The sequence below is a fragment of the Microbacterium flavum genome, from assembly GCF_018717645.1.
GTDB lineage: Bacteria > Actinomycetota > Actinomycetes > Actinomycetales > Microbacteriaceae > Microbacterium > Microbacterium flavum.
Genome location: NZ_JAFLHG010000002.1, coordinates 101,466 through 114,254, shown reverse-complemented (window position 1 = coordinate 114,254; position 12,789 = coordinate 101,466). Strand labels below are relative to the sequence as shown.

The 12,789-nt window shown below is 72.2% G+C and carries 11 protein-coding genes; 1 reads left to right on the top strand and 10 read right to left on the bottom strand.

All coding sequences use genetic code 11. The features are described 5' to 3' along the window. Positions 1 to 64: 64 nt before the first annotated feature. The 10 genes from argH to J0P97_RS02530 form a co-directional block, all read right to left on the bottom strand. Positions 65 to 1,531 carry an argininosuccinate lyase gene (gene argH / locus J0P97_RS02575; protein WP_215486217.1) on the bottom strand — a complete coding sequence of 489 codons (1,467 nt, stop codon included), beginning with the start codon at positions 1,529 to 1,531 and terminating at the stop codon, positions 65 to 67. Next, positions 1,528 to 2,646 (bottom strand): DUF418 domain-containing protein, encoded by a 1,119-nt coding sequence (locus J0P97_RS15860; RefSeq protein WP_308163370.1) that lies wholly within the window; start codon positions 2,644 to 2,646, stop codon positions 1,528 to 1,530. The genes argH and J0P97_RS15860 overlap by 4 nt, the downstream gene beginning before the upstream one ends. Next, positions 2,625 to 3,560, bottom strand: a complete 936-nt coding sequence (gene argF / locus J0P97_RS02565; RefSeq protein ID WP_215486216.1) for an ornithine carbamoyltransferase — start codon at positions 3,558 to 3,560, stop codon at positions 2,625 to 2,627. Before argF ends, J0P97_RS15860 begins: the two co-directional genes overlap by 22 nt. Continuing rightward, positions 3,557 to 4,807: an acetylornithine transaminase gene (locus J0P97_RS02560; RefSeq protein WP_215486215.1), complete on the bottom strand. Its 1,251-nt coding sequence runs from the start codon at positions 4,805 to 4,807 to the stop codon at positions 3,557 to 3,559. Before J0P97_RS02560 ends, argF begins: the two co-directional genes overlap by 4 nt. Next, on the bottom strand, positions 4,804 to 5,706 hold the full coding sequence (argB, locus tag J0P97_RS02555) for an acetylglutamate kinase (RefSeq protein ID WP_215486214.1): 903 nt from the start codon (positions 5,704 to 5,706) through the stop codon (positions 4,804 to 4,806). Before argB ends, J0P97_RS02560 begins: the two co-directional genes overlap by 4 nt. Next, positions 5,703 to 6,860: a bifunctional glutamate N-acetyltransferase/amino-acid acetyltransferase ArgJ gene (argJ, locus tag J0P97_RS02550; RefSeq protein WP_215486213.1), complete on the bottom strand. Its 1,158-nt coding sequence runs from the start codon at positions 6,858 to 6,860 to the stop codon at positions 5,703 to 5,705. Before argJ ends, argB begins: the two co-directional genes overlap by 4 nt. After that, positions 6,857 to 7,966 (bottom strand): N-acetyl-gamma-glutamyl-phosphate reductase, encoded by a 1,110-nt coding sequence (locus tag J0P97_RS02545; RefSeq protein ID WP_215486212.1) that lies wholly within the window; start codon positions 7,964 to 7,966, stop codon positions 6,857 to 6,859. Before J0P97_RS02545 ends, argJ begins: the two co-directional genes overlap by 4 nt. Before the next feature lie 298 nt (positions 7,967 to 8,264). Then, on the bottom strand, positions 8,265 to 9,242 hold the full coding sequence (locus tag J0P97_RS02540) for an NAD-dependent epimerase/dehydratase family protein (RefSeq protein ID WP_215486211.1): 978 nt from the start codon (positions 9,240 to 9,242) through the stop codon (positions 8,265 to 8,267). A 5-nt stretch (positions 9,243 to 9,247) separates the two neighbouring features. Further along, positions 9,248 to 10,831, bottom strand: coding sequence for a hypothetical protein (locus tag J0P97_RS02535; RefSeq protein WP_215486210.1), 1,584 nt, complete (start codon positions 10,829 to 10,831; stop codon positions 9,248 to 9,250). After that, entirely contained in the window at positions 10,813 to 11,583 is a 771-nt protein-coding gene (locus J0P97_RS02530) for an ABC transporter ATP-binding protein (protein ID WP_215486209.1), read from the bottom strand. Before J0P97_RS02530 ends, J0P97_RS02535 begins: the two co-directional genes overlap by 19 nt. A 54-nt stretch (positions 11,584 to 11,637) precedes the next feature. Here J0P97_RS02530 and J0P97_RS02525 point away from each other — a divergent pair, with 54 nt between their 5' ends. Next, complete coding sequence (locus tag J0P97_RS02525) at positions 11,638 to 12,768, top strand: AAA family ATPase (protein ID WP_215486208.1); 1,131 nt, start codon at positions 11,638 to 11,640, stop codon at positions 12,766 to 12,768. The last annotated feature ends 21 nt before the right edge of the window (positions 12,769 to 12,789 follow it).

The following is a 12,789-nucleotide window of genomic DNA, read 5'->3' as shown; positions in this document are numbered from 1 at the left end:
GGATACTCCTGATATTCCGGAAAGATCAGTAAAATCCTGAATACGAGGAGAGAGCAGGATTCCGCTACTGAACGTCGAGAGCGCGCGCCGCGCTCTGCGCGCGTGCGGTGAGTTCGCTCCGCTGCTCCGCGACGCGCACGCCGGCCGTGCCGCCCGCTCCGGCCCGACTCCCCACGGACCCCTCGATCGAGAGGACCTCACGCACCGAGGGATCCAGAAGCGGTGAGACCGCACCCAGGAGCGCATCGTCGGCGTCCTCGAGACCGATCCCGCGTTCTTCGCATGCGCGCACCAGCGCACCGGAGACTTCGTGCGCGTCTCGGAAGGGCACGCCGCGCTTCACGAGCCATTCGGCCACATCGGTGGCCAGCGAGAAGCCCGCCGGAGCGAGCTCCGCCATCCGCTCCGTATGGAAGCGCGCCGTCGCCACCATGCCGGCGAAGGCGGGGAGAACGACCTCCAGCGTCGCGACCGAGTCGAACACCGGCTCCTTGTCCTCCTGCAGGTCGCGGTTGTACGCGAGCGGAAGGGCCTTCAGCGTCGCCAGCAGGCCGGAGAGGTTGCCGATCAGCCGGCCGGCCTTCCCGCGGGCGAGTTCGGCGATGTCGGGGTTCTTCTTCTGCGGCATGATGCTCGACCCGGTCGAGTACCCGTCGTCGAGCGTCAGGAAGCCGAACTCGCGGGTGTTCCAGATGATGATGTCCTCGGCGAACCGGGACAGGTCGACGCCGATCATCGCCGTGACGAACGCGAACTCCGCCACGACGTCGCGCGCGCTCGTGCCGTCGATGGAGTTCTCCGCGGGGCGGGCGAGGCCGAGCCGGTCGGCGACGAGCTGGGGGTCGAGCCCCAGCGTCGCGCCGGCGAGCGCTCCCCCGCCGTAGGGGGAGACGGCGGCGCGCACGGACCAGTCGCGCAGCCGTTCGAGGTCGCGCACGAGCGGCCAGGCGTGCGCCTGCAGGTGGTGCGCGAGGAGCACGGGCTGCGCGTGCTGCAGGTGCGTCCGGCCCGGCATGATGGCGTCCGGGTGCGCCTGCGCCTGCGCGACGATCGCGTCGATCAGACGCAGCACGTCGCGGGCGATGACGCGGGCGTGGTCGAGCAGGTAGAGCCGCACGAGGGTCGCGATCTGGTCGTTGCGGCTGCGCCCGGCACGCAGCTTTCCCCCCAGCTCCGGACCGACCTCGGCGATGAGCGCCGCCTCGAGCGCGCCGTGGACGTCCTCATCGGCGTCGGATGCCACGAGCGCGCCGCTGGCCCAGTCATCCGCCAGCACGTCGAGACCCGCGTGCATCCGGCGCTCCTCGTCGGGCGTCAGGTAGCCGGCGGCGGCGAGCGCCGCGGCGTGCGCGTGCGACCCGGCGAGATCGTACGGGGCGAGCACCCAGTCGAAATGCGTCGAGCGGCTGAGAGCGGCGAGCTCGGGCGACGGACCTGAGGCGAAACGGGCACCCCAGAGGGCGCCTTCGTTCGTGCCGTGGGGCGTGTCGGAGGCGCCCGTGGTCTCGTCCGATGTCGTGGAGTCGGTCACCGCGCCAGCCTACCGACACCTCCGCGCGGGCCCGTCCTCACGAGCGTCCGGGTGATGCCCGCGACCACCCTCTCGAGGGGCCCGCGACCGACGAACAGCGCCCACGCCGTGCAGAACGCGACGGTCCCGAGAGCGAACGGCCAGAAGGGGTGCAGACTGCGCATGGCGCCGAGGTCGCCGGTGTCGCCGAACAGCGCCGCCGCGAGGACCGCCCAGACGAGGATCTGCCCGACGTATGCGGTCAGCGGCATCGATCCGACGGCGCGCAGCGGCAGCGCCGCCGCGCCGAGCGCGGGGACCCGGCATGCCAGCTGGCACAGCGCGACCACGGCGAGCGCGAAGCCGCCGGACCCGATCACCTCGAGCAGGCCGTTCGAGTGCGGGCGAGCAGTGAGCACCGACGCGACCTCGGTCGCCGGCACGCCCGGAAGGGCGCCGACGAGGGCATCCGTCCCGTAGCCGATCACTGCCAGCGCGCCGCCGACGAGCAGCAGGCGCCCCTGCGTCGTGCGGGCGGAGAGGTCGGAACGGCCGGCTGCCAGTCCCGCCACGAGGAACGCGCACCACACCGTCGCCGGGTAGTGCCACCCGAGGGCGAGCACGAGATCCTCGCCCCCCTCCCCCTGCCAGATCGGCAGCGCGTCCAGGGCCGGCTGTCCCCACGGCATCACGAGCGCGAGCACGGCCGCCAGAGACCACAACGCCCGCGCGGGGAGGCGGAGCAGGGCGATCCCGAGGAGGAAGAGGATCGCGTAGGACGGCAGGATCACGTACACCGGCACGCCCGTCGCGATGAGGAGCAGGCCGATGATCCAGAGCAGGATGGCGCGGACGACGAGCCTCCCCCGCACCGTGCGGAGTCGCCGCCCGCGCGGGAGCGGGTCCGCACCGCCGGACACGAGCGCGATCGAGACCCCCGCGAGGGTCGCGAAGAGGATCGACGAGCGTCCGCTGGCGAGATCGATCCAGGTGGTCGGGTCGCTCGCGTCCCACGCGGGCAGATCGATCAGATGCGCGGCCAGCATGCCAAGGACGGCCAGCCCGCGCGCGAGATCGACGCCCGCAAGGCGTCCCGGCCCCGCGAAGGAGCGGTCTACGGCTGGCGCAGCAGCCACACCAGCAGCGCCTTCTGCGCGTGCAGGCGATTCTCCGCTTCGTCCCACACGACCGACTGCGGACCGTCGATGACCTCGGCGTCGACCTCGTATCCGCGGTCGGCGGGCAGGCAGTGGATGAAGATCGCGTCGGGCGCGGCGAGCGCCATGATCTCCTGCGTCACCTTGTAGGCGCCGAGGTCGTGGACCCGCTGGAGCTTCTCCTCCTCCTTGCCCATCGAGACCCAGGTGTCCGTGACGATCACGTCCGCTCCGGCGGCCGCTTCATTCGGATCGGTGAACAGGGTGACCGATCCGCCCGTCTCCGCGGCGATGCGGTCGGCATCGGCGACGACGTCGGCACGCGGAGCGTAGTCGGCCGGCGATGCCACGCGTACGTGCATCCCGGCGATGACACCCGCCAGGACATACGAGTGCGCCATGTTGGACAGGCCGTCGCCGAAGAAGGTGAGGGTCAGGCCGCGGAGGCTGCCGTCTTCCCCCGCCTTGTGCTCGCGAATGGTGAGCAGATCGGCGAGGAGCTGGCAGGGGTGGAAGTCATCACTGAGCGCGTTGACCACCGGAACCGTCGTGCCGCGCGCCATCTCCTCGAGCCCCGCCTGCGCGTAGGTGCGCCACACGATCGCCGCGACCTGACGCTCGAGGACGCGTGCGGTGTCGGAGGGTGTCTCCTTGCCGCCGAGCTGGCTGTTGGCCGTGGAGATCACGAGCGGTGATCCGCCGAGGTCGGCGATGCCGACGGCGAAGGAGACACGGGTCCGCGTCGAGCTCTTGTCGAAGATGACCGCGACCGTCTGCGGTCCCTCGAGGGGCTTCAGCTTCCAGCGGTCTTTCTTGAGCGAGACCGCGAGATCGAGGATCTCCGCCTGTTCGGCCGGGCTGAGATCGTCGTCGCGGAGCAGGTGGCGGGTCATCGAGACACCTCCGGGGTCGGGGTCTGGGTCTGGGTCTGGTCGTCGAGCAGGAGGGCGTCCTGCACGGTGCGCAGCGCGCGCGCGAAGAGGTCCACGAACTCGTCGATCTCGACGTCGCCGATGGTGAGGGCGGGCGCGAGGCGGATGGTCGCGTCGTTCGCGGCGTTGATGATGAGGCCGTGCTGCTGCGCGGCGGCGACGACCGCCGGAGCGACGGGTGCGGTCAGCGCGACGCCGATCAGCAGGCCCTCGCCCCGGCATCCGTCGACGAGGGTCGTGTCGATCGCCGCGATCTGCTCGCGGAGCTGGATGCCGCGCTGCTCCGCGTTCTCGACGAGCCCGGCGCGTTCGATCTCATCGAGGACGGCACCGGCGACGGCCGTGCCGAGCGAGTTTCCGCCGAACGTGGAGCCGTGGCTGCCGGGGGTGAACAGGTCGCTCGCGGTGCCGAACGTGATCAGCGCCCCGATCGGGAAGCCGCCGCCGATGCCCTTGGCCACCGTGATGGCATCCGGGACGATGCCCGCGCGCTGGAACGCGAACCATGCGCCCGTCCGTCCGGCGCCGGTCTGGATCTCGTCGACGATGAGCAGCGCCCCGTGGCGCTCGGTGATCTCCCGCGCCGCCGCGAGATATCCCTCGGGGAGGGGGACGACGCCCGCCTCGCCCTTGATGGGCTCGACGAACAGCGCTGCGACCCGGTCGTCCATCGCCGCCTCGAGCGCCTCGACGGTCGAATCGAGGAACTCGACGCCCGGCACCATCGGCCCGAACGGCTCCTGCATGTACGTCTTGCCGGTCAGGGCGAGCGTGCCCATCGTGCGCCCGTGGAAGGCGTTGGTGAGCGAGAGGATGCGCGGCCGGGTGTCGACCCCGTCCGTCCGACCGTGCAGGCGGGCGAGCTTGAACGCGGCCTCGTTCGCCTCGGCCCCCGAGTTGCTGAAGTACACGCGCCCCGACTCCCCGGCGCCGGTGAGCCGCTTGAGCTGCGCGGCGAGCGCGAGCTGGGGCGGTGTCGCGAAGAAGTTCGACACGTGCGCGAGCGTCGCCGCCTGGGTCGCGACGGCCTCGACGAAGACGGGGTGGGCGTGGCCCAGCGACGTGACGGCGATGCCGCCGAGGAAGTCGAGGTAGCGGCGCCCCTCGTCATCCCACAGCGACGATCCCTCGCCGCGCACGAACAGCGCGAACCGTTCTCCGGCGTTCCGCACGAGATCCCTCGCGGCATCATCCTTCCAGGCGCTCACGCGGCCACCACCTCTGTTCCGATTCCCTGTTCCGTGAAGATCTCGACGAGCACGGAGTGCGGCTGGCGGCCGTCGATGATCGCCGCCGTGTCGACGCCGCCGTCCACCGCGTCCAGGCAGGCCTGCATCTTCGGGATCATGCCCGATTCGAGGCGCGGGAGGAGGGCGCGCAGCTCCGCGGCGGTGAGGTGCGAGACGAGCGAGTCGCGGTTGGGCCAGTCGGAGTACAGACCCGCGACATCGGTGAGGACCACGAGCTTCGAGGCCCCCAGGGCGATCGCGAGGGCCGCTGCGGCGGCATCCGCGTTGACGTTGAGCGAGTGGCCCGGGCGGTCGAGGTCCGGCGCGATGGAGGAGACGACGGGGATCCGTCCCGCGTCCAGGTGGTCGAGCACGGCCTGGGGGTCAACGGCGACGACGTCGCCGACGGCTCCGAGGTCGTGCTCGGCGCCATCCAGGACGACGCCGCGGCGGCGGCCGTGGAAGAGCCCGGCATCCTCACCCGACAGGCCCGCCGCGAAGGGCCCGTAGGCGTTGATCCGCGCCACGAGCTGCGGGTTGACCTGCCCGGTGAGCACCATCCGCACGACGCTCATGGCTTCGGTGGAGGTCACCCGGTAGCCGCCCTTGAACTCGCTGGGGATCGCGAGGCGGTCGAGCATCTGGGAGATCTGCGGGCCTCCCCCGTGCACGACGACCGGCTTCACGCCGACGAAGCGGAGGTAGGCGATGTCCTGGGCGAAGGCATCCTGGAGCTCTTCGGAGACCATGGCGTTGCCGCCGTACTTGATGACGATGATCTGATCGCGGAAGCGCTGCAGCCAGGGCAGGGACTCGATGAGGACGGCGGCCTTCTCGGCCGCCTCCTCCGGGGTCGTGTGCTGGACGTTGTCGGTCATGAGGAGTACGCGCTGTTCTCGTGGACGTAGTCGTGCGTCAGATCGTTCGTGAGGATCGTCGCCTCGTCGTCGCCGGCCTTGAGGTCGATGAGGACGCTCGTCGACCGCGGCGTGAGGTCGACCTCCTCGCGCGGACGGTCAGGAGCCCCGTCACTGCACAGGCGCACGCCGTTGAAGGAGACGTCGACCGCGTAGGGATCGAAGGATGCCGTCGTGGTGCCGATCGCCGCGAGCACGCGCCCCCAGTTGGGGTCGTTCCCGAAGATCGCCGCCTTGAAGAGGTTGTTGCGGGCCACCGAGCGGCCCACCTCGACGGCGTCGGCGACGGATGCCGCGTGCACCACCTGGATCGTGATGTCGTGGCTCGCGCCCTCGGCATCCGCCTGCAGCTGCTGGGCGAGGTCCTGGCAGAGCTCCGCGAGCGCGAGGCCGAACTCCGCCTCGTCGGGGACGATTCCGCTCGCACCGCTTGCGAGGAGGGTGACCTGATCGTTCGTCGACATGCACCCGTCCGAGTCGAGCCGGTCGAAAGTGATCGCCGTCGCCGCGCGCAGCGCCGCGTCGAGGGCCGGAGCATCGAGGTCCGCATCGGTGGTGATGACGACGAGCATCGTGGCCAGGCCCGGCGCGAGCATCCCCGCGCCCTTCGCCATGCCGCCGATGGTCCACCCGCCCCGCGTCACCACGGCCCGCTTGGGCACCGAGTCGGTCGTCATGATCGCGAGCGACGCGTCGTCGCCGCCATCGGCGGCAAGCGCTGCGATACCCTCGCCCACGCCCTGCAGCACCTTGGCGCGGAAGACCTCGTCGCCCGTGCCGATGAGGCCCGTGGAGCACACGAGGACATCGCCCGGGCTCACCCCGAGAAGCTCCGCCGCACGCTCCGCGGTCTGGTGGGTCGTCTGGAAGCCGAACGCACCGGTGAAGCAGTTGGCGCCCCCCGAGTTGAGCACGACCGCCTCGACGATGCCGTCCTGGACCGCCTGCTGCGACCAGAGGATGGGGTTCGCCTTCGCGCGGTTGGAGGTGAAGACCGCGGCTCCCGCCTTCGACGGGCCACGGTTCACGACCACCGCGACGTCGGGCTTGCCGGTGGACTTGAGGCCTGCGGCGACTCCGGACGCCTCGAATCCTGCTGCTGCGGTGACGCTCACGGTGCCACTCCGTTCACGGTCAGGCCCGTGGCCTCGGGGAGGCCGAGAGCGATGTTCATCGACTGGATGGCGGCACCCGCGGTGCCCTTGACGAGGTTGTCGACCGCGGCGACGACCACGACGCGGTTCGCGGCCCGGTCGATCGCGAGCCCGAGAAGCGCGGTGTTCGCGCCGAGGACGTCCGCCGTCCGCGGGAACTGCCCCGCGGGCAGCAGCTGCACGAACGTCTCGCCGCCGTAGGCGCTCTCCCACGCATCCCTGATCTGCGCGTCGGTCACGCCGGGGGCGATCGGAGCGCTCGAGGTGGCGAGGATGCCGCGGGCCATCGGCACGATGACCGGCGTGAACGAGATCCGGATGTCGTCACCCTCGGTTCCCGAGCCCGTCGAGGGGCCCGAGCCCCGACCGGTCCCCGACCTCGTCGAGGGGTCGCCCGCGGCGAGGAGCGCCTGGCGGATCTCGGGGATGTGCCGGTGCGTACCCCCGACGGCGTAGGGATTGGCCGAGCCGAGGATCTCCGAGGCGAGCAGGTTCGTCTTGAGGCTCTTGCCGGCCCCCGAGGGTCCGACGGCGAGCACGCTCACGATGTCGGACGGGTCGATCACCCCCGCGGCGACACCCGGCGCGAGGCTCAGGCTCACGGTCGACGCATTGCAGCCGGGTGCGGCGATCCGGCGCGCGCCGACGATGTTCTGCCGCTGCGCTCCCCCGGCCGCGACCGGCAGCTCCGGCACGCCGTACGTCCAGGGCGAGTGGAAGGCGCCGCCGTAGAACTGCGCCCAGGCCTCCGGGGACCTGAGGCGGTGGTCGGCGCCCGCGTCGATCACGAGGGGCACGTCGCCGAGGGCATCCGTGTAGCGTCCCGACTGGCCGTGCGGGAGGGCGAGGAACACGACGTCGTGCCCCGCGAGGATCTCGGGGGTCGTGTCCTGAAGGGTGAGGTGAGCGAGCGACCGCAGATGCGGCTGGTGCTCCGCGAGGGGCTGTCCCGCGTTGGAGTGCGCGGTGACGGTCCTGATCTCCACCTCGGGATGGGCGGCGAGCAGCCGCAGGATCTCACCGCCGGCGTAGCCGGATGCGCCGGAGACGGCGACCGAGTAGGTCATGGTCCAACCTTATTGTCTGTGACGGTGCTGCCCGTCTCGCGACGTTCAGCAGGGACCGGAGGCGGCGACCAGGACGAACTCGACCCGCCACCGGGCGGGGAGTTGCGGGGTCGCCTAGATTCGGCGGTCGCCCAGACGTCGGCGCACGCGGAGCACCGCGGGAGCGGTGGTCAGGGCCGAGAGCATGCGCCGACGATAGCGCGGGCGGGCCCGCAGCGGCAAATCGCCGCCCCGCGGGAGGTGGTGATGATCCCGGCAGGCCGGCGCTGACGATGACGCCGGAAGGGTCAGGGCCCGCTCATCCCACGAGCGCGGCGAGGATCTCCCGCTCCTCCTCGCGGGTGAGCCCCGCGGCCCGCGGCCGGTCGAGACCGCGCGCCCTCTCGTCCTCGAGGACGCGCGCGATCGTCTCCTCGAGCGGGCGCAGCGCGCCGCCGAGGAGGCGATACGCCGTGTTCGACCGCGTCGCGAAGCCCGCGGCATCCGCGGGGAGCCAGAGCGGCAGCGACCGCGGTCCCGCCCAGTACCCGACACCGTGCGCCTCCAGGAACGACGGCGGGGCGGCGACCACGGCGCCGGTGTGGCCGGCGACGGCGCCGATGCGGCGGAGGAGTCCCTCGAGCGGGATCGGATCGCCGACGGCGTTCACCGCGCCGACGAAGCGAGCGTCGCCGAGCCGGGCGATGAAGCTCGCGAGATCCTCGACGTCGACGACCTGTGCGTGGGCCTCGGGCGCGTCCGGGACCAGCACCGACTCCTCCCCGGCGAGCGCGAAGCGCGCCGGCCAGAAGCCGAACCGGTCGGTGGGGTCGCCGGGACCCACGATGAGACCGGGGCGGACGATGGCCGCGCGGCGGGCGAACGCACGGCGCACGGCGGCCTCGGCGGCGGACTTCTGGCGCCCGTAGTCGTCGGCGTCGCCCGTCGCGGGCGCGAGGATCTCTGCTCGCTCGTCGGCGCCGGGCTCATCGTCGCGGGCATAGACCGAGACGCTCGAGACGTAGGTCGCGTGCCGCGCGACGGGGGCGAGGGCCTCCGCGGCGGCGGCGACGTGCGCGGGCCGAGAGGACACGTCGACGACCTCGTCCCACTCGCGAGCGGCGACCGCCGCGTAGGCGCCCGGCGCATCCCTGTCCGCAGCGACGAGCGATGCCCCGTACGGCACGGGGCGCCCGCCCCGGGCGAGGCAGGTGACGGATGCCCCGGCATCCAACCACGCTTCGCAGATGCGCGAGCTCAGCCAGCCCGTGCCGCCGAGGATCAGGACGTCGGTCATCGCGGTCAGCCGGTGGGGAAGGATCTGATGCGCAGGAGGAGGTCCGGCCCGGTACGATCCAGGGTCCTGCCGCCGACGACGATGCCCACGACCGTGACGGCGACGCCGACGACGATGCCGACCAGGAGCGCGGCCCACCCCAGGGCGGCGGAGCCGGTGGTGAGCGCGACGATGGCGAGGATGATCCCGGGAAGAGCGAGGACCAGGCACGCGCCCATCACCACGAACACCATCAGACCGCTGAGGAAGGTCTGTCCCGGCACGCTCTTGAACGGGCTGTCGCCCGGTGCCGCGACGGGCGCGACGAGGAGGGCGGAGGACACCGCGCACACTCCGTACCCCGCGAGAACGAGACCGAGCGCCGCGCCGAGAGTCGCGGGGAGCTGCGCGGCACGACCTCCGACGACCGCCGTCACGACGCCGACGAGCACGACGAGCGGAATCCCGACGCTCGCCGCACCGAGGGCGCGCCCCAGGCGATCCTCGCGGCCTCGGATGCCGGTCGCGAGGATCGACGCGAACGCCGTTCCGTCGTACGAGATGTCGGAGTAGCCGGCGATGCACAGGACGAGGGCGACCAGGACGGCGGAGGCGCTGAACAGGAACCCCTCGATTCCGCCCGTGAACGCGAACAGGAGCGGGAACAGCGGCACGAAGATCAGCTGCCGCACATAGCGGGGGTCGCGCAGCCACCCGCGCAGGGAGCGCGCCCAGGTCGCCCCGACACCGCCCGTCGGCATCACGCCGATGAGCCCGAGTCGGCCCGAGGCCACGACGCGGGCCGCGCGCCGTGGCGGAGCCTCGGTCGACCTCACCAGCGCCGCACGCCACGCGACCGCCACCGCGGCGAGCGTCGCGAGCGCGATCGTGAGGCGGAGCCCGGCCGCGAGGAGATCTCCGGCCGCGATATCGCCGGGCACGGCCCACACCGCCGCGAGCGGAGTCCAGGCGAGGACGCGCGCGACCTGCTCGAGCTGCGCGGCGAACCCGCCCGCACCGGAGAGGAGGGCGACCGCGCCGCTGAGGATCGGGCCGGCGAAGACGACCACCGCGAGCACCAGCGTTCCGACGAGCTCGCGCCCCCGACGGTTGCCGCCGAGGCCGGTCGAGAGGGCGGTCGCGAGCCGAGACGCCACCACACAGGTGAGCACCGCGATCACGACGCACGGGATCGCGACGACGGCGGCGATCGGCCACGGCGACCACATCAGCACGGAGAGGAGGGCGGCGACCATGGTGGCGATGCCGGGGATGCCGCTGAGCCCCGTCCCCGTGAGGACGGCCATCAGCTGCCGCGTCGTCAGCGGGAAGGTCGCGAGCTTCGCGGCATCCACCGTCGTATCGGCGCCCGCGATCAGGAGCGGACCGACTACCCAGCCGAGCAGCAGCGCGGCGCCCGCGACGACCGCAACGGTGCGGACGAGCGCGAGGTCGCCCGAGGCGGCGAGCGCGAAGCTCCCCGAGCCCACGAGGGCGAGGGCGGACACCGCCCACAGCATTCCGAAGCAGAAGCCGACGAGCTGCCACGGATTGCGCGCGAGCGTGTTGCCGAGGATGCGGTACCGGAGCCTCAGGACTGTCGCAACCACGCGGGCCCCTCGCTCGTGTGCCGGCCGCCCACCAGGGTGACGAAGCGGTCCTGCAGCGACTCGCCGCCGCGGACCTCGTCGACCGTCCCGGCGGCGAGGACCCGCCCGGAGGCGATGACCGCGACGTGATCGCACATGCGCTGGACGAGGTCCATGGAGTGGCTCGAGACGATGACCGTGCCGCCGGATGCCGTGTACGAGCGCAGCACGTCCTCGATGTTCGCGGCGGATACCGGGTCGACCGACTCGAACGGCTCGTCGAGGACGAGCAGGCGCGGCGCGTGGACGAGGGCGCACGCGAGCGCCGCTTTCTTCGTCATGCCCGCCGAGTAGTCGGCGACGATCGTGCCCGCCGCCTCGCGCAGATCCATGAGGTCGAGCAGGTCGCTCACCCGGCCCGCGATCTCCTCCCGCGGGAGGGAGAACATCATGGCCGTGTAGGTGATGAGCTGCTCCCCCGTCAGGCGGTCGAACAGGCGGACGCCGTCGGCGAGGTTGCCGATCATGGCTTTCGCGCGGGCCGGGTCGGCCCAGACGTCGACGCCGTGGACCCAGGCGGTGCCCGCGTCGGGCCGCAGAAGGCCGGTCGCCATCGAAAGCGTCGTCGTCTTGCCCGCCCCGTTCGGACCGACGAGGCCGTAGAACGAACCGGACGGGACGACGAGGTCGATGCCGGCCACCGCCTGCTTCTCACCGAAGCGTTTGGCGATTCCGGCCAGATGGAGCGCGGGAAGGGGGGCTGTCTCAGTCATCCCCTCCGACACTACCCAGGACCCGGTGTCGGCGGCAGGTGCGAGTGTGCAGTCATGCTCCGCACGCTCGCCGTCTCCGGCTACCGGTCCCTCCGCGACGTCGTCGTCCCCTTGGGACCGCTCACGGTGGTCACCGGGCCCAACGGGTCGGGAAAGTCGAACCTCTACCGCGCTCTCGGCCTCCTCGCCGCCGCCGCCCGCGGCGAGGTGATCGGCGCGCTCGCCCGCGAGGGCGGCCTCCCCTCGGCCCTGTGGGCGGGACCGGAGCACGGCGGGACCCAGGGCACCGTGCGGACGAAGCCGATCGCGGTCCAGCTCGGCTTCGCCTCCGACGAGCTCGGCTACCTCATCGACCTCGGCATCCCGCAGTCCGATCCGTCCCTGCCGAACCCCTTCGCCCGCGACCCCGAGATCAAGCGCGAACAGGTGTTCGCCGGCGCGGTGGCGAAGCCTGCGACCCTCCTCATCGACCGGCTCCGCGCGCGCACCCGCGTTCGCGACGGCCGGTGGACCTCGCTGGATCAGGCGCTCGCGCCCTACGAGAGCATCGTCACCGACCTCGCCGACGGGGACACCGCCCCCGAGCTTCTCGCGCTCCGGCGGATGATGGGCGGGTGGCGCTTCTACGACCACTTCCGCATCGATGCCGACGCCCCCGCGCGCAGGCCTCAGGTCGGCACCCGCACGCAGACGCTCTCGCACGACGGCGCCTCGCTCGCGGCCACCTGGGCGACGATCGTGGATGCCGGGCATGGCGCCGCACTGGACCGCGCCGTGGACGATGCCTTCCCCCGATCACGGGTCGAGGTGCACAGCGCGGACGGGCAGTTCCGGCTCACGCTTCGCCAGCCCGGCATCCTCCGGCCGCTCGACGCCGCCGAGCTCTCCGATGGGACGCTGCGGTTCCTGCTGCTGTGCGCGGCTCTCCTTCCCGCTCGGCCCGGACCCCTCCTCGTCCTCAACGAACCCGAGTCGAGCCTGCATACCTCGCTCCTGCCCCCGCTTGCGCGGCTGATCGAGGATGCCGCGCAGCGCACTCAGGTGCTGGTCGTCTCGCACGCCGCCGGCCTCATCGACGACCTCCCCGAGCCGGCGCGCGTCGAGCTGCGCAAAGGGCTCGCGGGCACGGAGGTCGACGGCCAGGGCTTCCTCGACGCGCCCGCCTGGAACTGGGGCACGCGCTAGGCCCGCCCGCGCGCGGCGGGG

Bases quoted from the DNA above. Each gene is read 5' to 3' on its own strand.
- argF (WP_215486216.1), bottom strand. From the start codon at position 3,560: ATGACCCGCCACCTGCTCCGCGACGACGATCTCAGCCCGGCCGAACAG.
- argB (WP_215486214.1), bottom strand. From the start codon at position 5,706: ATGACCGACAACGTCCAGCACACGACCCCGGAGGAGGCGGCCGAGAAG.
- J0P97_RS02545 (WP_215486212.1), bottom strand. From the start codon at position 7,966: ATGACCTACTCGGTCGCCGTCTCCGGCGCATCCGGCTACGCCGGCGGT.
- J0P97_RS02540 (WP_215486211.1), bottom strand. From the start codon at position 9,242: ATGACCGACGTCCTGATCCTCGGCGGCACGGGCTGGCTGAGCTCGCGC.
- J0P97_RS02530 (WP_215486209.1), bottom strand. From the start codon at position 11,583: ATGACTGAGACAGCCCCCCTTCCCGCGCTCCATCTGGCCGGAATCGCC.
- J0P97_RS02525 (WP_215486208.1), top strand. From the start codon at position 11,638: ATGCTCCGCACGCTCGCCGTCTCCGGCTACCGGTCCCTCCGCGACGTC.